The sequence below is a fragment of the Streptomyces sp. CA189 genome (genome assembly GCF_056428985.1).
In genome coordinates this window covers 95,804-117,300 of the sequence record NZ_JBWJVM010000015.1, presented here as the reverse complement: position 1 = coordinate 117,300, position 21,497 = coordinate 95,804, and the positions used below count along the sequence as shown (strand labels likewise).

At 71.8% G+C, this 21,497-nt stretch carries 22 protein-coding genes; 7 read left to right on the top strand and 15 right to left on the bottom strand.

Annotation, left to right across the window (positions count from 1 at the left end):
* Positions 1-214: 214 nt before the first annotated feature.
* On the top strand, positions 215-1,321 hold the full coding sequence (locus AC061S_RS15270; RefSeq protein ID WP_478686475.1) for an endonuclease/exonuclease/phosphatase family protein: 1,107 nt from the start codon (positions 215-217) through the stop codon (positions 1,319-1,321).
* 44 nt (positions 1,322-1,365) lie between these two features.
* Here AC061S_RS15270 and AC061S_RS15265 read toward each other — a convergent pair whose 3' ends face one another.
* Both AC061S_RS15265 and AC061S_RS15260 read right to left on the bottom strand, forming a co-directional pair.
* Positions 1,366-2,229, bottom strand: coding sequence for an ABC-2 transporter permease (locus AC061S_RS15265; RefSeq protein ID WP_478686474.1), 864 nt, complete (start codon positions 2,227-2,229; stop codon positions 1,366-1,368).
* Entirely contained in the window at positions 2,226-3,137 is a 912-nt protein-coding gene (locus AC061S_RS15260; RefSeq protein ID WP_478686473.1) for an ABC transporter ATP-binding protein, read from the bottom strand. The genes AC061S_RS15265 and AC061S_RS15260 overlap by 4 nt, the downstream gene beginning before the upstream one ends.
* A 133-nt stretch (positions 3,138-3,270) precedes the next feature.
* Here AC061S_RS15260 and AC061S_RS15255 point away from each other — a divergent pair, with 133 nt between their 5' ends.
* Complete coding sequence (locus AC061S_RS15255) at positions 3,271-4,440, top strand: sensor histidine kinase (RefSeq protein WP_478686472.1); 1,170 nt, start codon at positions 3,271-3,273, stop codon at positions 4,438-4,440.
* Positions 4,437-5,123: a response regulator gene (locus tag AC061S_RS15250; protein ID WP_478686471.1), complete on the top strand. Its 687-nt coding sequence runs from the start codon at positions 4,437-4,439 to the stop codon at positions 5,121-5,123. The genes AC061S_RS15255 and AC061S_RS15250 overlap by 4 nt, the downstream gene beginning before the upstream one ends.
* A 52-nt stretch (positions 5,124-5,175) precedes the next feature.
* On the opposite strand, the gene AC061S_RS15245 is transcribed toward AC061S_RS15250, so the two are convergent.
* From AC061S_RS15245 to AC061S_RS15225, 5 genes are all read right to left on the bottom strand, one after another.
* A complete protein-coding gene (locus tag AC061S_RS15245) occupies positions 5,176-6,027 on the bottom strand; it encodes a PRD domain-containing protein (RefSeq protein WP_478686470.1) in 852 nt (283 codons plus the stop codon).
* Positions 6,028-6,177: 150 nt separating this feature from the next.
* On the bottom strand, positions 6,178-8,307 hold the full coding sequence (locus tag AC061S_RS15240) for a glucose PTS transporter subunit IIA (RefSeq protein WP_478686469.1): 2,130 nt from the start codon (positions 8,305-8,307) through the stop codon (positions 6,178-6,180).
* A 313-nt stretch (positions 8,308-8,620) separates the two neighbouring features.
* Positions 8,621-10,105 carry a hypothetical protein gene (locus tag AC061S_RS15235; protein WP_478686468.1) on the bottom strand — a complete coding sequence of 495 codons (1,485 nt, stop codon included), beginning with the start codon at positions 10,103-10,105 and terminating at the stop codon, positions 8,621-8,623.
* A gap of 275 nt (positions 10,106-10,380) precedes the next feature.
* Positions 10,381-11,010, bottom strand: coding sequence for a class I SAM-dependent methyltransferase (locus AC061S_RS15230; protein ID WP_478686467.1), 630 nt, complete (start codon positions 11,008-11,010; stop codon positions 10,381-10,383).
* Positions 11,011-11,097: 87 nt separating this feature from the next.
* A complete protein-coding gene (locus tag AC061S_RS15225) occupies positions 11,098-12,120 on the bottom strand; it encodes an AraC-like ligand-binding domain-containing protein (protein WP_478686466.1) in 1,023 nt (340 codons plus the stop codon).
* Positions 12,121-12,336: 216 nt separating this feature from the next.
* Here AC061S_RS15225 and AC061S_RS15220 point away from each other — a divergent pair, with 216 nt between their 5' ends.
* Positions 12,337-12,711 carry a PadR family transcriptional regulator gene (locus tag AC061S_RS15220; RefSeq protein WP_478686465.1) on the top strand — a complete coding sequence of 125 codons (375 nt, stop codon included), beginning with the start codon at positions 12,337-12,339 and terminating at the stop codon, positions 12,709-12,711.
* On the top strand, positions 12,708-13,307 hold the full coding sequence (locus AC061S_RS15215; protein WP_478686464.1) for an HAAS signaling domain-containing protein: 600 nt from the start codon (positions 12,708-12,710) through the stop codon (positions 13,305-13,307). Before AC061S_RS15220 ends, AC061S_RS15215 begins: the two co-directional genes overlap by 4 nt.
* 19 nt (positions 13,308-13,326) lie before the next feature.
* On the opposite strand, the gene AC061S_RS15210 is transcribed toward AC061S_RS15215, so the two are convergent.
* Entirely contained in the window at positions 13,327-14,112 is a 786-nt protein-coding gene (locus AC061S_RS15210) for a TSUP family transporter (protein ID WP_478686463.1), read from the bottom strand.
* 18 nt (positions 14,113-14,130) lie between these two features.
* Positions 14,131-14,523 (bottom strand): TOBE domain-containing protein, encoded by a 393-nt coding sequence (locus tag AC061S_RS15205; RefSeq protein ID WP_478686462.1) that lies wholly within the window; start codon positions 14,521-14,523, stop codon positions 14,131-14,133.
* A gap of 239 nt (positions 14,524-14,762) precedes the next feature.
* Here AC061S_RS15205 and AC061S_RS15200 point away from each other — a divergent pair, with 239 nt between their 5' ends.
* Together AC061S_RS15200 and AC061S_RS15195 are read left to right on the top strand one after the other, a co-directional pair.
* Entirely contained in the window at positions 14,763-14,966 is a 204-nt protein-coding gene (locus AC061S_RS15200) for a cold-shock protein (protein ID WP_243336897.1), read from the top strand.
* A gap of 115 nt (positions 14,967-15,081) precedes the next feature.
* Positions 15,082-15,870, top strand: a complete 789-nt coding sequence (locus AC061S_RS15195; RefSeq protein WP_478686461.1) for a GNAT family N-acetyltransferase — start codon at positions 15,082-15,084, stop codon at positions 15,868-15,870.
* Between the two features lie 57 nt (positions 15,871-15,927).
* Here the strand turns inward: AC061S_RS15195 and AC061S_RS15190 are convergent, their stop codons facing one another.
* From AC061S_RS15190 to AC061S_RS15165, 6 genes are all read right to left on the bottom strand, one after another.
* Positions 15,928-16,587 (bottom strand): hypothetical protein, encoded by a 660-nt coding sequence (locus tag AC061S_RS15190; RefSeq protein WP_478686460.1) that lies wholly within the window; start codon positions 16,585-16,587, stop codon positions 15,928-15,930.
* The gene (locus AC061S_RS15185) at positions 16,584-17,153 is read right to left on the bottom strand and encodes an RNA polymerase sigma factor (protein ID WP_478686459.1); all 570 of its coding nucleotides are present in this window, start codon (positions 17,151-17,153) and stop codon (positions 16,584-16,586) included. The genes AC061S_RS15190 and AC061S_RS15185 overlap by 4 nt, the downstream gene beginning before the upstream one ends.
* Positions 17,154-17,356: 203 nt before the next feature.
* Positions 17,357-18,628, bottom strand: a complete 1,272-nt coding sequence (locus tag AC061S_RS15180) for an ABC transporter substrate-binding protein (protein WP_478686458.1) — start codon at positions 18,626-18,628, stop codon at positions 17,357-17,359.
* Positions 18,625-19,761: a branched-chain amino acid ABC transporter permease gene (locus tag AC061S_RS15175; protein ID WP_478686457.1), complete on the bottom strand. Its 1,137-nt coding sequence runs from the start codon at positions 19,759-19,761 to the stop codon at positions 18,625-18,627. Before AC061S_RS15175 ends, AC061S_RS15180 begins: the two co-directional genes overlap by 4 nt.
* Positions 19,754-20,644 (bottom strand): branched-chain amino acid ABC transporter permease, encoded by an 891-nt coding sequence (locus AC061S_RS15170; RefSeq protein ID WP_478686456.1) that lies wholly within the window; start codon positions 20,642-20,644, stop codon positions 19,754-19,756. The genes AC061S_RS15175 and AC061S_RS15170 overlap by 8 nt, the downstream gene beginning before the upstream one ends.
* Positions 20,641-21,369 carry an ABC transporter ATP-binding protein gene (locus AC061S_RS15165; RefSeq protein WP_478686518.1) on the bottom strand — a complete coding sequence of 243 codons (729 nt, stop codon included), beginning with the start codon at positions 21,367-21,369 and terminating at the stop codon, positions 20,641-20,643. Before AC061S_RS15165 ends, AC061S_RS15170 begins: the two co-directional genes overlap by 4 nt.
* Positions 21,370-21,497: the final 128 nt, after the last annotated feature.

The window sequence follows — 21,497 nt, the reverse complement described above, 5'->3', positions numbered from 1 at the left end:
CCTACCCCGCCGACTCCGGCCGCGAACTAGCCCGTCGGGTCGGGCGCGTGGGGCGGGGCGGGCTCCGCGCCGTGCCGGGCGGGACGGGGGCTCCGGCGCGTTCGGGCGCGCCGTAGGCCGGCCGGCCCACGTCTGGATCGCCACATGCCGGCCGTCATTCTAGATTCGGCGAGGATGCGGGCATTCGCCCGCTTTGACCGAAAGGGCTGCCCGCATGGCTCGCCGTTGGTTCACATCCTCCCTGTGCGCACTCGCGCTCCTCGCACCCGGGTCGCTCGGCGCGGCCTCGGCCGCCGACGGCGGCCGGACTCCCCTGCGGGTCATGACGCGCAACCTCTACCTCGGCGCCGACCTCGCACCGGTCCTCGCCGCCACCAGCCCAGAGGGGCTCGTCGCCGCGGTGACCGCGGTGTGGGCGAACGTCCGGGCGACGGACTTTCCCGAGCGAGCCGAAGCGCTGGCCGACGAGATCGCCGAAAGCGACCCTCACCTCGTGGGCGTCCAGGAAGCCGTGCTGTGGCGCAGCCAGACGCCTGCCGGGCCGGGCAGCGCCACCCACGTCGAGTACGACTTCCTGCAGATCCTTCTCGATGAGCTGTCCGCCCGGGGCAAGCATTACGCGGCCGTGGCCAGCGTCACCGTCGGTAGCGACTTCGAGGCCCCGCGCTCCACGCCCAGCGGTTTGCAGGACATCCGCCTCACCGACCGCGAAGTGCTTCTGGCCCGCACCGACCTGCCCGCGCGCAGCTTCTCGGTGGCCAACCCGCAGGCCGCCCGGTTCCAGAGCCACGTCCCCATCTGCCGCCCCGTGCTGGGCTGCCCGCCCAATCCACCCCTGCGGGTCGAACGCGGCTGGGTCGCGGCCGACGCCACGGTGCGCGGGCGCACCACGCGCGTGGTGACCACCCATCTTGATCCCGCCGCCCCGGCCGTCCAGGAGGCTCAGACCGACGAACTGCTCGCGGGCCCGCTGAACACCACGCTCCCCACCGTGCTGCTCGGCGACCTCAACTCGGCCGCCGGCGGAGTCGGCGCGGTACCGGGAACCAACACCCAGAGCCACAACCGGCTCCTGTCCGCCGGATTCACCGACGCCTGGACCGCCACCCGCCCCCGCGACCCCGGCTTCACCTGCTGCCAGGCCCCCGACCTGCGCAACCCCGCCTCCACCCTCACGCAGCGCATCGACTACGTACTCTTCCGCGGCAAGGTCACGGCACTGAATACCCACCGGGTCGGCCACGCCCTGGCCGACCGCACCCCGTCAGGACTGTGGCCCTCCGACCACGCCGGCGTCAGAAGCGTGCTGCAGCTGCGCTGAGACACGGCCGCGCGGCCGCCGCGCACGCGGCCGCTGAGCCGGTCTCAGACGTCCCGGCGCCGTACGACCGTCACAGCAACGATCACCGAGACGAGCGCCCAGGCCGCGAGCGCGATCCAGGAACCCGTGATCGTGCCCGGGTAGGCGCCCAGACTGGTGGAGGAGTCCGGGTTCAGGGCCAGCCGCCCCTGGGCGGCCAGGGGCAGGTGGTTGCCGATCTCCCTGAGGAAGCGGTACCTGTCGCCGCCGAAGAGCAGCGGCAGGATGAAGAGGATCCCCACGACGGCGACGATCGAGGCCGTGGCATGTCGGAGGACGGCTCCGAAGGCCATCCCGATGAGGGCGCAGACCGGGATGACCAGCGCATAGGCGGCGACGGCCCGCAGGCAGCCGGGGTCGCTGATCGAGAGCCCGACGTTGCGGGAAGCCAGCATCGCGTTGATGGTGAAGAACGAGGTCACGGAGACGATCACACCGAGGGTGAGGGTGATCAGCGTGACGAGGGCCACCTTGGCCGTGATCACCGCACGCCGGTCGGGGACGGCGGCGAACGTGGTCCGGATCATTCCGGTGGCGTACTCGCCGAAGATCGTGATGGCGCCGAAGGAGGCCGCCGCCAGTGCCATGACGTCGGCGGCGATGCTGTTCAGACCGTGGAACAACGGGTCGTACGTGTAGGGAGTTTCGCCGGGGAGCGGGGGCTGCTGCTGGTCGATGTACGGCAGGTCGGAGTGGACGCCGTTCACGTTGATCGCGATGGCGACGGCGGCCGCGAGGACGAGCACCCAGTAGGTCGACCTGAGCGAGCGCATCTTGATCCACTCGGCGGCGAGCAGGTCGGTGAATCCGGCCACGGGTTCGGCCGCCCGCTCGGAGGGCCTGGTGCCGGACGCAGTCCGTGTGCTCATCGGGGTTCTCCTGCGAGGTATTCGACGCTGTCGGCGGTGAGGGCCATGAACGCCGACTCCAGGGAGGAGGCGTGCGTGGCCAGTTCGTGCAGGACGATGCGGTGCCGGTGGGCGAGGTCGCCGATCCGGGCCGCGGTCAGGCCGGTGACGCGGACCGCCGGACCGTCCTCCCGGTGCACCGACGCACCCTCGGCGACCAGGACGGCTTCCAGGGCCGCCAGGTCGGGGGCATGGACCGTCACGCTCCGGGAGGCGTGCCGCGCCGAGAACTCCGCCAGGCTCTCGTCGGCGATCAGCCGGCCCCGGCCGATGACGATGATCCGGTCGGCGGTGTGCTCCATCTCGGCCATCATGTGGCTGGAGACGAAAACGGTGCGGCCCTCGGCCGCCAGGCGCCGGAACAGGCCGCGCACCCACAGCACGCCCTCGGGGTCGAGGCCGTTGAGGGGCTCGTCGAACAGCAGCACCGGCGGATCGCCGAGCAGGGCGCCCGCGATGCCGAGGCGCTGCTTCATCCCGAGGGAGAACCCGCCGATCCGGCGGGCCGCCGCCTTCGTCAGTCCTGCTTCCCGGAGGACCTCGTCCACGCGGGACAGGGGGATGCGGTTGCCGCGGGCCAGGGCCGACAGGTGCGCCCGCGCGCTCCGGCCGCCGTGCACGTCCTGGGCGTCCAGCAGCGCGCCGACGTGGCGCAGTCCGCGCGGGCGGTGGGAGAAGGGAACCCCGTCCACGGTGACTGTCCCGCCCGTTGGCGTGTTGAGGCCCAGGATCATCCGCAGGGTGGTGGACTTGCCGGCGCCGTTCGGGCCGAGGAAGCCCGTCACGCTGCCCGGTTCCACGGTAAAGGTCAGGTCGTCGACGGCGACGGTGTCGCCGTACCGCTTGGTCAGCCGAGTTGATTCGATCACGGGGTCCACGCTGCCGGTGCGGGCACCGTCCGTGCATCGGCCGGTGGTTCACACTGCGGCGTCCCGCCGGTAGCCCGGGGGATTAGGCCTGCGGGCCAATGCCCCGGCGGACCTGCCCGGATACGATCGACCGATGACCGCCACTCCTCGTCCACCGCTGCTCAAACGCCTGCCACCGGGTGCGTGGGTGGGTGCCTTCTGGGTGACCCTGATCCTGGTGCGCACGCTGCAACGGCCGGACGAGCTCCGCCACCTGGTCCAGTACAACGGCAACATCGAGGACGCACCGCTCCTGGCCACCGCCGTCGTCACGACCCTCGGAGCGCTGCTGCTGTTCCGCGCGCCGCTGGCGGCCGTGGCCGTCGCGCTCACCGGCTCCGTGTTCTCGCTCGGGATGGCGGTGCGGGAGACGACGTTCGTCCTGTTCCTGCTGGCCGACGCGGCCGTGGGCTACACCGCCGCGACCCGCTCACGGCGGGTCTCGGTGCCCGCCGCCCTGCTCTGCATCGCCACGCTGGCGGGCTACGCGGCCTGGCAGCTGGCCCGCGGCCACTTCTTCAACCCCTCGCCGCCGGCCGGGCTCGCGTCGACCGTCGTCATCGCCTGGCTGATCGGCAACACGATCCGTCAGGACCGGGCGCACGCGGACACGGTGCGCGCCCAGGTCACCCGGCAGGCGGTCACCGCCGAGCGGCTGCGGATCGCCCGGGAACTGCACGACATGGTCGCCCACAACATCGGCATCATCACCATCCAGGCCGGCGTGGGCAGCCGGGTCATGGACACCCAGCCCGCCGAGACCCGCAAGGCGCTCGACGCCATCGAGGCCACCGGCCGGGAGACCCTCGCCGGCCTGCGGCGGATGCTCGGCGCGCTCCGCAAGGGCGAGGAGGAGTCCGCGCCGCTGGAGCCGGTCCCCGGTCTGGGCGCCCTCGGCCAACTGGTCGGGCGGAGCGCGGCCGCCGGTGTCCGGGTCGACGTCCGCTGGCGGGGGGAGCGTCGCGAACTGCCCCCGGACGTCGACCTGGCGGCCTTCCGCATCGTCCAGGAGGCGGTCACCAACGTGGTGCGGCACTCCGGCACCCGGGACTGCACCGTGACGGTCGACTACCGAGGGGAGGAGCTGTCCGTCGACGTCGTCGACCTCGGCCGCGGGGGCGGCGTCGGAGGGTCCGGATACGGCATCCTCGGCATGCGGGAGCGAGTCGGCCTGCTGCACGGCGAGTTCAGCGCCGGTCCGCTTCCGGACGGCGGCTTCCGCGTGGCGGCCCTGCTGCCGATCCCCGTGGAGGCGGGCCGGTGATCCGCGTCCTCCTGATCGACGACCAGCCGCTGATCCGTACGGGGCTGCGCGTCCTCATCGCCGACACCCCCGACCTGGAGGTGGTCGGGGAGGCCGGTAACGGCGCCGACGCCGTGGAGCTGGTGGCGCGGTTGCGGCCGGACGTCGCCATCATGGACATCCGGATGCCCGGCACGGACGGGATCGAGGCCACCCGCCTGATCGACGCGGATCCCCGGTCGACGACCCGGGTCCTGGTCCTCACCACCTTCGACGACGACGAGTACGTCTACGGTGCGCTCCGCGCGGGTGCGAGCGGCTTCCTCGTCAAGGACATGCCGCTGGAGTCCATCCTCGACGGGGTCCGGGTCGTGGCCGCCGGGGACGCCCTCATCGCGCCGAGCGTCACGCGCCGTCTCATCGCGGAGTTCGCGGCGCGGCCGGAACCGTCCCCCGGTGTCCGGCGGGGCGGATCTCCGGGAGCCCGCGGGGTGGTCGTCGACGGCATCACGGACCGGGAGCGCGAGGTCCTGACCCTGGTCGGCCGCGGCTTGTCCAACGCGGAGATCGCCGGGGAACTCACCATCAGCGTGGCCACCGCCAAGGCCCATCTCGCGCGGCTCTTCACCAAACTCGACGCGCGCGACCGGGTCCACCTCGTGATCCTCGCCTACGAGTTCGGCCTCGTCGCGCCGCCGGGGTGAGGCGCACCGGCGGATGGCCGGGCCGACGACGGGGCGGCCCGCTGCCGGGGTCCTAGGCGGCGGTGCCGTCCGGCTCCGCGGTCATGCGGGCCACGTGGAGTGCCAGGTAGGAGACCTCGTCCTCGCTCAGGAGCTGCCCCAGACGCAGCTCGACGATCGTCGCCAGCTGCTGCGCGGTGCGGGTCGCCTCCGGGTAGTGCCGGCGGATGCCCTCGCCGATCGTGGACTCGTGCCCCTTCAGCTGCCGGTGCTGCTGGATGCGCACGAAGAGGTAGCGCACGTGGGTGATGAACCGCGCCGCGCTCATGGACTCCTGGGAGACGGAGAGCCCGTACCGCTCCCGCACGACGGCGAGCATCTGCTGGATGACCCCGGTCATCGTGTACGTGAAGGACAGGTCGCCCGTGGCGAAGCCCGCGTTGACCAGGTGCAGGGCGAGCGCGATCGCCTCGGAGTCCTCCAGCCGCGCGTCCACGCGCTCGTTGATGGCAGCCAGCAGGCGCTGCGCCTGGGCGTACTCGGTGGCGTACAGGGCCTGGACCTCCGCGCGCAGCGGGTACTCGACGACGATGCCGCGCGCGGCCCGGTCCAGCGCGCCGGCGACATGGTCGGCGACGGCGATGGCGAGGGTCGGCCGGGTGGACTCGCGCCCCTCGATGCCTGCTTCGTCGAGGGCGATCACGACGGCCCGCAGGACCTCCTCGTCGATGAGGGCGAGGACCTCGCTCAGGTGGTCGGGGTCGCGGCCGTCCGCCGGGACGAAGACGCGCACGATCAGTGCGGGGTCGACGGGCTTGCCCTGGCGGGAGCTGAACCCGATGCCGCGCCCGGTGAGGATGACCTCCTGGCCCTTGTCGTCGCGCGCGAGGACCACGTTGTTATTGAGGACACGCAGCGCCTTCAACGCCTGCTCTCCTTCTCGTTCGCGGTCCGGTTCTGCCCAATGATCCCGCATTGTCTGTCACTCGTACGCCACCCTGCGCCACAAACCGGTACGAAGCGGGCACGCACCCCACGAGGTGGCGCGTGCCCGCGTCGGACTGGTGGCGGGAGCTCACCGCCGTACGGTCACCACGGGGGCCCCTGCCGCGACGGTCTGCCCGGTGTGCGGCTGCACCGAGGCGAGGTCGGCGGTGTTGGTGACGGTCATGAGGGTGACGGTCGGATGCTCCGCCGCGCGCACGGTGTCGAGGTCGACCTCGACGAGGAGGTCGCCGACGGAGACCTGCCGGCCGGACTCGACGCGGACGTCGAACCCCTCCCCCCGCATCTTCACCGTGTCGATGCCGATGTGGATCAGCACCTCGATCCCGTCCGCGGTACGGATGCCGAAGGCGTGGCCGGTGGCGGCGACGATGACCAGCTCTCCGTCGACCGGGGCGACGATGCGGCCGTCGGCCGGCTCGATGCCCACGCCTTCGCCGAGCGCGCGGGAGGCGAAGACGGGGTCGCCGACTTCGTCGAGGCCGACCACGCGGCCCGCGACGGGCGCGGCGAGCTCGATCCCCTTGCCTGCGGGGGCCGGGGCGGTGGCGGTGGCGGTGGCGGTGGGAGCGTCGGCCGGGGAGGTGGAGGCGGTCACGGAGCCGGCGGAGGCGTCCGCGGCGGCCGTGGCGGCGCCGACGGCGACCAGCTCGCGGTCATCGGCTGCCGCTGCCTCCCCGCGGGAGGCCGCCTCGGCGGTGTCGCGCTCGGCGTTGGCCTGGACGCGGTCCTCCGGGGTGCGGAAGTCGGAGAAGTACACGAGCGCCATCGAGACGAAGAAGGCTGCCGTGATCGCGATGGCGTAGGTGGTCATCGGGGAGAAGACCGGGATGGTCAGCAGGGAGGTGAAGGCGAAGGCCTTGGTGTCCACGCCGCCCATGACGCCCACGATCACGCCGCCCACGAGGCAGCCCACGAGCATGCGCGGATAGATCCGCTTGAAGCGCAGGTGGATGCCGTACAGCGAGGGCTCGGAGATGCCGCCGAGCAGACCCGCGGCCAGGGCGCCGGTGGCGGTCTGGCGCATCTCCTTCTCGCGGTGACGGAGCGAGAGCAGCAGTACACCGGCGGTCGCGCCGAAGCAGGCGAAGTTCCAGGCGCCCATCGGGCCCTGGATGAAGTCGTAGCCGAGGGTGTTGATGTTCACCAGCATGAGCGCGTTCAGCGGCCAGTGCAGGCCCAGCGGCACCAGGAACGGGTAGAGCAGCGGGATGAGGATGGCGAAGACGATCGGGGCGTTGCCGTTCAGCCAGGACAGGCCCTCACCGAGGCCGTTTCCGGCCCAGACGCCCAGCGGGCCGATGAGGAAGGCGGTGATCGGGATCATGATCAGCATGCTGAAGAACGGCACGAAGACGAGGTGCACGGCCTCCGGGAAGATGCGCTGCAGGCCCTTGTAGACCAGGGCGAGCAGGGCGACCATCAGCAGCGGCACGAAGACCTGGCCGCCGTAGTCGTTCAGCTGCATCGGCAGCCCGAAGACGTGCGCCACGCACTCCTGGGTGCCCAGCGTCGCGTTGGTGGTGCAGGTGATGCCGGGGATACCGGACTTCGGGTCGAGCATGCCCGTGAAGTTCGGGGTCATCACCGCGGCCATCACCGCGGCGCCGACCCAGGGGTCGATCTTCAGCTTCTTGGCCGCGTTGTAGGCGACCATGATCGGCAGGAAGTACAGCACCGAGCGCCACATGGCGTCGACGAAGACCCAGGTGGCGGACTTGTCCGCGGCGCGGAAGTCGACGAAGCCCAGGGCGTCGAGGACGGAGGCGATCGCGATGATGAGCGAGGACCCCAGCAGCACGCCCATGAGCGGGCGGAACGAGTCGGACAGGTACTCGAAGAAGTTGTCGACCACGGCGTAGCGGCCGCGGCTCTTGGCCCGCATCGCGGCCTTGACGTCGGCGTCGGACTTCGGGCGGGGCGAGCCGCCTCCGCTCATCGTCGGCAGGTTCATGATCTCGGAGTAGACGCGTGCGACGGCTCCGCCGATCACGATCTGGAGGCGGTCACCGGACTGCGGCACGGTGGCCATGACGCCGTCGAGGGCATCGAGCGCGGTCGCGTCGGCCTTCGCCCCGTCGTGGAGCTGGAAGCGCAGCCTCGTCGCGCAGTGCGTGAGGCTCTCGATGTTCTCGGCTCCGCCGACGCCGCGGAGGATCTGCTCCGCCAGCGTGCCGGGTCCGGCTACGGGTGTGTTCATGATGCGTCCTTGCATCCTGGGGCTCTTGCCATCCTGCTTCGGTCCGCGATCTCTCACGCCCGGATCCGGGCAACAAAAAAGGCCCGGGTCGCGCACACGGCGCCACCCAGGCCTTGCCTCCCCTCAAGCGGTACGTCGCCTTGGCGTCGCGTGGCGACGAAGGTGGCGTCCTCGGGGAGTAACAATCCTGCGATCGAGATCGATCAGACAAAACCTTAACACCGGGAAGTGCCCGCGCAGGACGACGCCGGCCCGACGTGCCGGAGACAACGGGACACACCTCCCTATTTCGCCCCGAGGTCGTTCGGAGCCGTCAGGCCGGGCCCAGTTCCGCGTCGCGGGTCGCGCGGACCTCCCAGCGGCCCGTCCGGTCGGAGAGGTCCGCCCGGCGGCGCACCAGGAGGACGCAGGCCGCCGCGGCCACGGCAACGGCGAGTGCGGTCGTCAGCCACGCGGCGAGCCAGGACATCGGCACCATGAGCACGAGGACGACCAGTCCGTAGGACAGGAGCATGCCCCCGAGCCAGGGCCAGTGGGCCCCGGGGACCACGACAGTGGGCCACGGGGAGAGCCGCGTCGGGCGCTCCGGGTCGGGCCGTACCGCAGTGGCGGGCGCCAGGACCCGCTCGAATTCCTCGCGGTCCATCTTCAGCCACGCCACCTCGCCCTCGTCGGTGACGAAGGCGACCGGCTGCTCGGTGCGGATCAGACGCCAGTTCCGGGCACCGCACAGCCAGCCCGGCCGTTCTCCCATGCGCGCCGCGAGGAGGGCGAGCCCGGCGGGTTCGAGGGTCCCGTTGCCGATCAGCAGCTCGGAACCGTCCTCCAGCGCGAAGCGCAGCTTGTGGTCCGATCGCACCCGGACCGTGCCGTCCACGCTTCCGAACGTCGTGTGGTCGTTCCGCCGGGCCGCGACGATCCGTGCCCGTACGGCGGGCAGCGCCGCCCGGGCGGCCGCGTCCTCACGGAGGGTCCGCAGGGCGGGGTCGGCCGGAGGGATCCGGACGAAGAACAGCCCCGCGACGAAGGCCAGGACCACCCCGACACCGAGGGCGATCTGGATGCCGACGGGCGGGAGGGAAAACGCGAGCGGGGAGTCCGTCTCCAGATACCGCTCGACGTGGTGGGGGGTGTCGACGACGCCGCCGAGTCCGGGCGCCGTCGGGGCGTACAGCACCGGGACGATTTCGCCCGGGAGGCTGCTCAGCGCATCGGCGTGGTCGAGGACGGCGCCCACCTCGAACTCGTCGAGTTCGACATGCCCGTTCATCACTTCGAGGCGCCTGGTGTCCGTGCTGCCGCCCGCAGGTCCGTGCAGGGGCACCTCGACCGTGACGTCGGCGGTGGCCACCAAGTTCTTGCTCGTCTGCGCCTTCACCCGGTGGACCTCGACGATGGTGCCCTGGGTCACCTGGGCGCCGGCCTGCTGTATCGCCGCGATCCGCCTCAGGTCGTCGCCGTCCGGGCGGGTCATCAGCTCAGTGGCCACGGCCACGGCGGGCAGGCCCACCGCGACGAGCAGCAGCAGGGGCAGACAGTCCCGGAACGGCCGCTTCCAGGGCAGCTTCGCGGGTGGCGCCGGCACCGGCTCGACCTGCCTCGGCGGCGCGACCGGGATCGGCCGGGAACCCGACCACACCCACCCGGCGGCCAGCGCCAGAGCGACCGCCCCCAGTACGACCACGTCCGGCCGGTACACCGAGATGCCCGCTCGGAGCAACAGCGTCCACCCGGCCAGCACCGCGAACAGCAGCGCTCCCCCACCCAAGAACCTGGCCACCCAGGCGTTTCTCCCCATGATCGCGAATCTACCAACCCCGTGCCGCGCGACGGCCGATGGTCCGCGGAAGCTGGTGATCCCTCGTACAGGTCGATGGACTCCCACCCCGGGGATCCCGGGTCTCCAAACGCATGATCGCCCCCACATCGACCCACCAGTCGTCGTACTCACCGGGAGAGACGGCGACGAACGTACAGAGCCACTCGTAGAGTTTGAGCGCATCCGACCATGCCGCCGCATCGGGCCGGTCCTGCTCCACCGTTCGCTCCTTCGGGTCGGGGACCGGGCAGCGTCTAGGGGCGGCGGGCCAGCAAGTGGGCGTCGAGGAAGCCCCGTTCGGAGGCCGGGTCGTGGATCAGCCTGGCGAAGGTGACGAGGCCGGCACCGGCCAGCAACTCGGCGAACCGGTCCACCGGCCAGCTGTAGGCGGGCGTCACCTTGTGGTCGAAGCGGACCGGGTCCGGTCCGTCGGTCCCGAAGAGCGAGACCAGGAGAAGGCCACCCGGTGCCAGGACGCGCACCTGCTCGGCGAGCAGCGCGGGCAGTTCCTCGGGCGGGGTATGGATCATCGAATAGTGGGCCAGTACGCCACCGAGCACGCGGTCCCCGACGGGTAGGGCCTCCATCCGCGCCTCGTCGAACCGTAGCGCCGGGTGGGCCCGGCGGGCATGGCCGATCATGCCCGGGGAGAGGTCGAGCCCGACGGCGTCCAGTCCCAGGTCGTGCAGCATGGCCGTCAGATGTCCGGGTCCGCACCCGACGTCGGCCGCTCGCGGGTTGCCCGTCCCCCGCACCAGCTCGGCGAAGGTGGTGATCATGGCTCGCGCGAAGGGCTGCGTCTCCAGCCGATCGGCGAACATCGACGCGTACAGCTCGACGACGCCGTCGTAGGCCGCCCTGGTCTCGTCTCGATGGTCCGCCATGGGAAGGAAGCTAACATCCGCGCAGGATGGCCCGCCCCGCGGCCTCCAGCCGCTCGGCACCCCGCGGCGGGCGGGCTCGGCCGACCGTCACGCCGAGGACTCCGCAGGCTCCCACGAGCCCGGGAGAGCGCGCCCCGGGGTGGTCGGAGACGACGCCCGGTGTTCGGTAGGGGTGATTCCGTAGGCTTCACGAAATGCCCTGCTGAACGCGGTGGCGCTGGAGAATCCCCAGCGAGCCGCGATCGCTTGAACGGGCTGACCGCCCAGCTCCCCGCCCGCGAGGTCGGCATGGGCCCGCCCCAACCGGCTTTCGCGGATGCGTGCCGCGATGCCCAAGCGATCGTCGGCGAAAAGCGCGTAGAGACCTCGCAGGGACATGTTGTGCCGATCGGCGATCACTTGAGGAGTCAGGCCCGGGTCGCCGAGGTTGTGCTCGATGAAGCGGTGGATCCGCTGCAGGGTCTCCTGCGCCCGCACCTCGGCAGGCGCCTCGCCGAGGTCGCCGAGCTGCTGCGCGAGACACGCGGTGGCCAAGTCGAGGGCGATGGACCCCATCCCGCGCAGCTCGTCCGGGCCGCAGCGCGGACCGTGTGTGAGCAGCGCTTTCAGGAAGTCGGCAAGGATTGCCCCTGACCCCGTGTCTGCGGGCAGGCTCCGCGCGAGGAGACGGTCCACCCGGTTCGGGCGCAGCGCCAGGGCCGGGCGGGGAATTTGCAGCACGATCGCCTCGATCTGCCCGCCTGCGCAGGCCCCTTCACTCGGCCGTGACGTGTCCGTGAGGACGAGTCCCCCCGCGACCACCGAATCGCTGCCCCGCTGAGAGATCCTGAAGTTCCCTTGTGTGACGAGGGCCAGCTGCAAGTGCTCGGGATCACCACGCCGGATGTGGGCCATGGAACGGCGCGAGAGCACCGGTGAGCACGCCAGGGAGGACAGCCGCACCGCGCCGAGGTCCAGGTCCGTGATCTTCGCGCGGAAGTCGTCCGCATGCCGGGTGCTGAGCATGACGGGCATCACATCGGTGGACACCGTCTCGCAGAACCAATCGAACCTGTCCTCACGCGCTACGACGGCTTCCGACGCCACCGACAAGCCCATGCGCTCACCCACACCCTCTGACCTGGCAGGGAGCCAGTCCCTTGCCCGTTGCCCCGCAACCGTGCTTCACCCCACCGTCACGCGATCAAGTATCAGCCACGTGATTCCGGTGACGATCCGCGGCCGTCCCGGTTCGGTGAGCCGGTGGCCTCGCGCGCGTTCGTCCGTTGCGACGTCGTGCGCACCCCCCTTGCCCATCTGGTTGCCTCACCAGGTATCTTGCATCGCATGGAACCAGGTGATTCGACCAAGCAGGCCCGGGCAGCCGCCCAGCTGCGCAAAGGCGTCCTGGAGTACTGCGTACTCGCCCTGATGCGGGACCGCCCCCGCTACGGCGTGGAAATCCTCCACGCCCTGGAGGATTCCGGCACCTTGGCCACCAGCCAGGGGACGGTCTACCCGCTGCTCTCCCGGCTGCGCCGCGACGACCTGGTCACCACCACCTGGCAGGAGTCCGCCTCCGGACCGCCCCGCCGCTACTACGCGCTCACCGACAGCGGCCGCGCCGCACTCGACGAGTTCACCCGCGTCTGGCCCGGCTTCCGCAACGCCGTCGACGACTTCCTCGCCACCCCGCACCACTCCACCGGAGACCCCGCATGAAGACCTCGGCCGACCCCGTACGCGACTACCTCTCCGCCGTCGAGCGCGAGGCCTCGGCGTTGCCCGCCGACCGGCGCCGGGAACTCCTCGCCGACCTCGCCGAACACGTCGAGGTGACGCGCGCCGAGCGTCCCCACGTCGCGATCGACGAGGTCCTGGCGGAGCTGGGGGACCCCCGTACCATCGCGGCGACGGCACTGGCCGAAGCGGGCACCGTGGTCGCCGGGACCTCGGCTGGGAGCGGCGCCGGCGCATCCGTCCGGCGCGGCAAGGTGCACCCCCTGGTCCCGCTCCTGATGCTCACCCTCCCCTTCCTCGTCGCCGCGGTCTTCCCCTACGCCCCCGCCGCGGGGTTCTGCAGCACCTTGTTCCGCGTCGTCGGCGCTGTGCTCCTCTGCACGTCGGTGCACTGGACCTCGGTCCAGAAGACCACCGGCGTCCTGCTCACCGCCGTCCTGCCGACCGTCGCCATCAGCATCTGGAAGTGGTCCAGCGCCGCCCCGGCGGGCGACACCCCGGCCAACCTGGCCAACCTGGCGGCGCTCGCCCTGCTGGCCGGCACGGCAGCCTGGCTCTGGCGGGTCCGCCGCGCCTGAGGCGTCGGTTGCGGCGCGGTCAGGTGAGGGCCTGAGCGGCGTACAGGGTGCCGACGCCGGTGGCCAGGGCGCCCAGGAGGAGCCGGAGGGCCTTCTCGGGCAGGTGGGGCTGGAGGCGGGCGCCGAGGTAGCCGCCGATGAGTCCGCCGGTGCCGCAGGCCAGGCCGAGGAACCAGTCCGGCGCGATGCCGCCGGGCCCGGAGAGCGCCAGCAGGGTGAAGGTGGCGGCGCCGGCCACGGAGGTGGCGAAGGTGGCGGCCAGGGCCGCCGGGGCGACTTGGGCGACGGGCGTGCCGCGGCCGACGAGGATCGGGCCGAGGAGGGAGCCGCCGCCGATGCCGTAGATCCCGCCGACCACGCCGACGGCCAGGGCCAGGCCGGTCACCGAGCGCGGCGACAGTCCGCCAGGGGCCGGCCCGGACCGGCGGGACGGCAGGAGCGTGCGGGTGATCAGCCACAGTCCGAGGGGGAGCAGGAAGCCGGCCACCAGGGCCTTGAAGACGGCCGGGCCCGGGATCGCGAACACCCGGATGACGGCGCCGATGACCACGCCGGGCAGGGTGCCGAGGACCAGTCGGCGTACCAACGGCCCGTGCAGAGTGCCGGTGCGGTGGTGGCGCAGGAGCGCGCCGGGGCCTGCGACGACGTTGTAGAGCAGGTTGGTCGGTGTGACCGCCGGGCTCGGGACCGCGAACACGCTCAGCTGAACGGGCAACAGGAACACCGCCCCGGAGACGCCGACCGGTGCGGTGATCACCGCGATCAGCAGGCCGCCGGCCAGACCGGCCAGACCGGCCAGGCCCACCCACCCTTCCAAGACCGTTCAGCCGCGTTCGACGTGCACGCTGGTCGATTTCACCCGGGCGGTGACCGTCACGCCCGGCTCCAGGCCGAGTTCTTCGACTGCCTCCCGGGTCAGCAGCGACACCACCCGGTGCGGGCCCGCCTGGACCTCCACCTGAGCCGAGACGCCGCCCAGCTTGATCGCGGTCACGATCCCCGGGAACGCGTTGCGCGCCGAGGTGTACGGGGCGTCCTCGTCATCGGCGCGCTCATGTGCGACCTCCACGCAGAAGGCGGCCAGGTCGGGCCCCTCCACGATGCGCCGGTTGCCCTGCCGGTGGGTCGGGAAGCGGTCCGCGTCCGCCCACCGTCGCACCGTGTCCACGCTCACGCCCAGCAGCTCGGCGGCCTGCCCCATCGTGTACGACTCCATGAGCACCACCCTAGAGGCAGCGGGTCATGGGCTCGTCGACCGCCGTCGGGGATACACCCGGTTCCGGGGCAAACCGATCATCGGTTTGCCCTCCTCGTGCAAGTGGGTAGATCATGCCTCGTGATCGGCAGTCGTGTGTCCGAAGTACCGCTTCACCAAGCGTCGGAGGACCAGGGCAAAGCAACCCACACCCAAGGGTCCTCACCAGCGAGGACCCTCGTCCCCGACAGGGAGCAAAGATGGCCACCGGAACTGTGAAGTGGTTCAACTCGGAAAAGGGCTTCGGCTTCATCGAGCAGGACGGCGGCGGCCCCGACGTCTTCGCCCACTACTCCAACATCAACGCCCAGGGCTTCCGTGAGCTCCAGGAGGGCCAGAAGGTCGAGTTCCAGGTCACCCAGGGCCAGAAGGGCCCGCAGGCCGAGGACATCCGTCCCCTCTGAGCCGCAGCAGCCTGACGCCCCGCACCCTTTCGGTGCGGGGCGTCGCTGCGTCCGCCAGCCCTCCGTAGCCCACCTCGCCGTCGGACCGGGTCGGACCCCGCATTACTCTGTGCGGGTGATCCTGCACAGCCTTCACGACCGATCAGCCCTGGCCGCCCGCTTCGAACGGGATCCGGTCATGAACCTGATGGAACTCGGCGACCTCGACGACCTGCCGTGGCCCCACACCAGCTGGTACACCCTGTCTCAGGACGGGCCGGTTGCCCTGCTGTACGCCGTCGGCGACGTTCCGACGCTTCTGGGCTTCACCCGCCCCGGGCAAGCCGCCGCCCTGGAGGAGCTGGCCGAGGCACTGCTGCCCGTACTCCCCCGGCGCTTCCTCGGGCACCTGACCGGAAACGCCGCGAAGGTACTGGAATCCGCGTACGCCGTGCAGTCACACGGCACCCTCCTTCGGATGGCGCTGACCGAGCCCGGCATGGCCGACCGGTACCCCGCCGGACCGTGGCGGCCCGTCCCGCTGAGCCGGGACGATCTTCCGGAGCTGCTCGAGCTGTTCGAGCAGGCGTACCCGGGGAACTGGTTCGACCACCGCATGCTCGACACCGGGCAGTACGTGGGTATCCGGCAGGAAGGGCAGCTCGTCGCCGTGGCGGGCGTACACGTCCACTCGGCCGCGTACCGGGTCGCCGCGATCGGGAACGTCACCACGCATCCGCGGGTACGCGGACAGGGCGCCGGCGGCGCCTGTGTGGCCGAACTGTGCCGGCGGCTGGCACAGACCGTGGACCACATCGGGCTGAACGTCCGTGCGGACAATGCCACCGCCGTCCGCCTCTACCGCCGGCTCGGCTTCACCGAGGTCACGGAGTTCACCGAAGCGGCCTTCACGGCGCGCCCGTAAGGAACCGGCGGGTCGCCGTCGTCCGACCCCGGTGTGCACCGGGGTCGGTCTCCGTCGCTACGGTGCCGGGCTGGCAGAGCGGGATTTCAGCAGTTCCTCCAGTCCCTCGGAGTAGTCGATCGAGCAGGACGGCACTTTGGACGTCTCGATCACTCCGAAGCCGATCCCCCGCTCACCCAGCGGGTGGTAGTCCGACCACCGGAACGTGAGCGTGTAGCCCGGCGGGACCGTCTTCGCGTCGACCTTCAAGCCGAAGCCGCTGCCGCTGCCGCTGCCGCTCTGCATGATCTCGGCCTCGGGGTCGGCCTGCGGACCCCGGTAACCGCCTCCCAGCTCGGAGCACTGGGACCGCGGCCGCGACGGGACCACGGCGACTTGCACTCCGAGAGCCTTCAGTCGCGCCACGAGCCCGGGGACCTGGTGGTTCTCGGGCAGATCGAACCGGAGCGAGCCGTCGGCGTCCCGCTTGATCTCGGGCGCGTCCGTGGCCGAAGGAGCCGGTGACCCGGTGGCGCCGCTGGCGGGCCGGGAGCCGTTGTGGGTACCGCCGGGCAGGGCCATCACAGCGACGACCGCCGCCGTCGCGACGCCCACGGCGACCGGAATGCCGTACCGCCGGGCGAGGGATCGGGTGGGAGGCGCGGGCGGCACCTCCGGGAGGCGGGCCATGAGCGCCGCCTTGAGGCGCTCCTCGAACCCACTGGGCCTGTCGCTCATCGGGATACCTCCAACTGACTTTCGATGACGGGGCCCTGGGCGCCCAAGGCGCGCCGGGCGCGGTGCAGGCGGACACGGATCGTCGCCCGGGTGACGCCGAGAACCTGCGCGGCCTCGGCCAGGGTGAGTTCGTCGACCACGACGAGGTCGAGGACGGCGCGCAGCGGCTCGGGCAGGACGGCGTGGCACTCGGCCAGTTGTCTGAAGGCGCACTGGGCGTCGATGCGTTCCTCGAGCGCGGCGAGGTCCTCGGCGTCGAGGAGCCCGCGGCCGCTGAGCCGCGCCGGTGCTCCGCCTTCGCGCGCCGGCCCGCGGGCGCCCGACGGGATGGTGCGGGCTATCGCGAACAGCCAGGCGATCGGAGCCCCCCTGCCGGGCCGGTATCCGGCGGCCGAGGCCATGGCGGCGAGGAAGATGTCCGCGGTCAGGTCGGCCGCCCGGTGCGGGTCGGAGACCCGGCGGGTGACGAATCCGAGGACGGCGTCGAAGTGTTCCTCGTAGAACGCCCCGAACCCCTCTGGTGTGTTGAGACCCGGCGGGCCGGTCTCGTGTCGTGGGCTGAGCACCCGGTTCCTCCCCTGCACGGGGAACCCGGACGGCCCCCTCATCCAGTACTTGGCCGGAACCGCGTCAAACGTTTCATCGGGAGATGCCGAACCTCCCGGAAGTACCCGGACCGGGCGGGCGGGGCCGCCCCTGTGAGGATCACGCCGGTGCCGCCCCGACACGGGTCGGGGCGGCACCGTGCGTCTACTGCCCGCTGCTCAGCTCAGGGAGCGGGCGTGAACTTCGTCGCGGCGGGCGCCGCGGTGGCCTCCTTCACCACCTTCATGCCGCCCGGGACCGTCGCGTCGGGCTTCAGGATCACGCTCTGCCGGGTGGAAGGGGCCTTCGGGTCCGAGAAGTCGTGGGTGATGCCGAAGCCGTTCTCGTAGGACTTCAGACTCAGCAGTGCGGCCCGGACGCCCTCGCGCGTCAGGTCCTTGTCGGCGCAGGCCTTCTTCAGGACCTCCCCGAACAGGGCTCCGGCGGTGAAGCCGGCCACCACGCCGTTGTCCAGGCCGGAGTCCGGGTACTCCGCCTTGTAGGCGGCGGCCAGGGCGGCCGGGCCCGCCTCGGGCGAGCCGATCGGCAGGGCGGAGGAGGCGACGTAGTAGTCCTTCTGCAGGGCCGCGCCCGCCGGGGTGGCCAGGAGCTGCGGTGCGAAGGCCGAGTTGTTGCCCACGATCGGCACGCCCCAGCCGCCCGCCGCGGCGACCCCGACGAGCGAGGCGGCCTGGCGGGGGCCGGCGCTGACGACGACGGCCTTGACCCCGGCCTGCTTCAGCGCGGCGACCTGGGCCGTCATGTCGTTGTCGGTCGGCTTGATCTTCTGCTCGACGACGGTGAGGCCGGCCTCCGCGGCGATGGCCTTGGCACCGGTCAGCGCGTTCTCGCCGTAGTCGCCCTCGAAGTAGACGTGCCCGATCTTGTCGCCCGAGGCGATCCGCTTCTGGTCGAGGAGGAAGCCGACGGCGTTGATCGTCTCGACGTCGTACGTCGCACCCACCGTACGGATGTACGGGCTGCCGAGCAGCGAGGCGGACCAGGCCTGCGGGATGACCAGCCCCTTGTCCTGACCGTCGATCCGCTGCTTGACGGCGGCGACGAACGGGGAGCCGATGAACTGGGCGAAGCCCAGCACCGAGGGCTCCAGCTCGGTGTAGGCGGCGAGGGCCTTCTGCGGGTCGTAGCCGTGGTCGCGCACCGTCAGCTCGATGGTGCGGCCGCAGATGCCGCCCGCCGCGTTGGTCTGCTTGACCCACAGCTGCTGGGCCTGGGTGACGCTCTTGCCGAGGGAGGCGTAGACGCCGGTCATGTCGGTGAGCGCGCCGAGCTTGATGCTCTTGTCGCTCACCCCGGCTCCGGCCTTGACCCCGCCCGCGGCGGGCTTGGCCCCGCCCTCGCCCGCGGCGGGCTTGGCCTTGCCACTGCACCCGGCGGCGCCGGTCAGGACGAGTGCGGCCGCCAGGACCGCGGCAGCGTGCCTTCTTCTGTTCACGTTCGCTCCTTCGAGGGTGTGGTGCGGGTGCGGACGATCCGGGTGATGCCGGTGAGACCGCCGGGCAGGAACAGGACGGCCACGACGACGGCCGCTCCGTACAGGTAGCGGGAGGCCTCGCCCGGCGAGACCCCGCCCGTTCCGGGGGCGGACACGAGCGGGAGTGCGTCGCTGTAGCGGGTGAGGAGTTGGGGCAGGAGGGAGACGAAGACGGCGCCCACGACGGCGCCCGATACGGTGCCGAGGCCGCCGATCACGATCATGGCGAGGTACTCCAGGGACAGCACCATGCCGAAGTAGTCGGGCACGGTGCGCTGGAAGACCAGGGCGAGCAGGACGCCGGCGAGCCCCGCGTACATGGACGACAGCACGAAGACGGCTGCCCGGTACCGGGCGACCGGCACTCCCATCACCCCGGCGGCAATGCTGTGGTCGCGCAGGGCGTTCATGGCCCGGCCGGGCCGGCCCCGCAGGACGCCGCGCGCGAACAGGGCGCCGCAGAGGAGGGCGGCGAGGGCGACGTACCAGAGCTTCTCGGCGGACTGGAAGGGGACGGCGGCGATGACGGTCTCGGTGTCGTCGAAGGTGAAGCCGAAGAGGGACAGCGGCTCCACCTCCCGCCCGTTGAAGCCGCCGGTGACGCTGGTGGCGTTGAACAGCACGTGCTGGCCGATGAAGATCAGCGCGAGCGTGGCGATGCCGAGGTACGCGCCGCGCAGGCGGCCGGCGATGGGGCTGAAGATGCCGCCCGCCGCTCCGGCGAGGGCGACGGCCAGGACCGCGGCGAGCCAGCTCGGCAGGCCGAGTCCGACCAGTGTGTGGCTGCCCGCCGTGCTGCCGTCCCCGGCGAGCGCGCAGTACCCGTACGCGCCGACGGCGAGGAAGAAGGCGTGGCCCATCGACAGCTGACCGGTGGCTCCGGTGAGCAGGTTGAGCCCGATGGCCCCGATGGCGGCGGCGATGGCGAACAGCCCGGCCTGCAGCCAGAACCGGTCGAGGTAGAACGGCAGGGCGAGGAGCACCAGGACGGCGGCTGCGGCCGCCGCGTTCCGGGCGCTGAGCAGCCGCGGCCGGGTGGCCCCGACCGGGACGGCGGCCTCGGGTCGCAGCACGGGGCTGCGGGTGTCAGACACGGGCGAGCTCCTTCGTGCCGAAGAGTCCGGCGGGACGGATCAGCAGGACCGCGACCATCACCAGGTACGGGGCCAGGTCGCCGATGCCCCGGCCGAGGAAGGTCAGCTGGCCCTGGTACCCGGTGGCCAGCGCCTCGGTGACTCCCACGATCAGGCCGCCGGCCAGGGCGCCGGAGGTGGAGTCGAGACCGCCGAGGATCGCGGCCGGGAAGGCCTTCAGGGCGGCGAGGGACGTGGCCCGCTCCAGGCCGGGCGTGGGGAAGACGGTGAGGAAGAGCGCGGCGACGGCGGCCAGCGACCCGGCCACGGCCCAGGCGGCGAGCGAGACCCGGCCCAGCCGTACGCCCATCAGCGCGGCCGTCTCCGGCTGCTCGGCGGCGGCGCGCATGGCCACGCCCCAGGAGGTGTGCCGGAACACGAGCAGGAACACCGTGATCAGCAGGCCGGCGGCGAGGATGGCGGCGATCCGGGTCTGGGGCACCGTGACCGCGCCGAGGTGGACCACGCGGTCCCCCCAGGGATCGCCGAGCGAGAGGACGTCGGTGCCGAGGCGCCGGGTGAGGTCGGTGATGAGGAGGATGTCGACGCCGATGGTGACGATGGCCAGCACGCTCTGGTCCTGGCCCCGGTAGCGCCGCATCACCAGGAATTCGATCGCCGCCCCGACGGCGGCCGCCGAGAGGGCGCCGGCCAGCAGCGCGCCCCAGAATCCGAGCTCCTCGTGCAGGGTCGCGGTGACGTACCCGCCGGCCAGCAGCAGCGAGGCGTGGGCGAAGTTGACCACTTCGGTGGCTTTGAAGATGACCACGAAGCCGAGGGCGATCAGCGCGTAGACGGAGCCCATGGAGAGCCCGCCGAGGAGCAGTTCGAGGAACGTGGTCATGCGGCCGGCTCCTCCTCTCCCAGGTACGCGCGGACCACCGCGGGATCGTTCTGCACCTGTGCGGGAGTCCCGCCGCCGATGCGCCTGCCGAAGTCGAGTACGGTCACCGCGTCCGCGAGCCGCATCACCACCCCCATGTCGTGTTCCACCAGCACGATCGAAATGCCGAGGCCGTCCCGGACGCCCGCGATGACGGCGGCCGTGCGCTGCCTCTCGTCGGCGGTCATGCCGGCGACGGGTTCGTCGAGGAGCAGCAGCCGGGGCTCCATGCACAGGGCCCGGGCCAGTTCGACGAGTTTCTGCTTGCCGTACGGGAGCGAGCCGGCGGGCGCCGCGAGGTCGCCCTCCAGCCCGACGAACTCGGCGATCTCCCGAACCCGTTCGCGGTGCCGGCGGTCCTCGCGCGCGGCGGCGGGCAGCCGCAGCCCGGCGGCCAGGAATCCGGTGCGCATCAGCCGGTGGCGCCCCAGCAGGAGGCTGTCGGCGACGGTGGTGTGCGGGGGCAGCGCCAGGTTCTGGAAGGTGCGGGCGATGCCGAGGGCCGCCACGGCGTGCGGGGCGAGGCCGGTGAGCTCGGCGGCGCCGAAGCGGACGCTTCCGCCGGTGGCCCGGTAGACCCCGGACAGCACGTTGAAGCAGGTGGACTTGCCCGCTCCGTTGGGTCCGATGACGGCGTGGACGCTGCCGGGGTCCACCGTGAAGGAGACCGAGTCGAGCGCGGTCAGGCCGGAGAAGCGGACGGTGACGTCCGTGACGGTGAGCGGAGGGGGCGCCGCGTGAGCGGGCGAGGAGTGCGGGGACTGCGACGGCTGGGACGCCTGGGATGGCTGGGACGGCTGGGACGCGGGCGCGC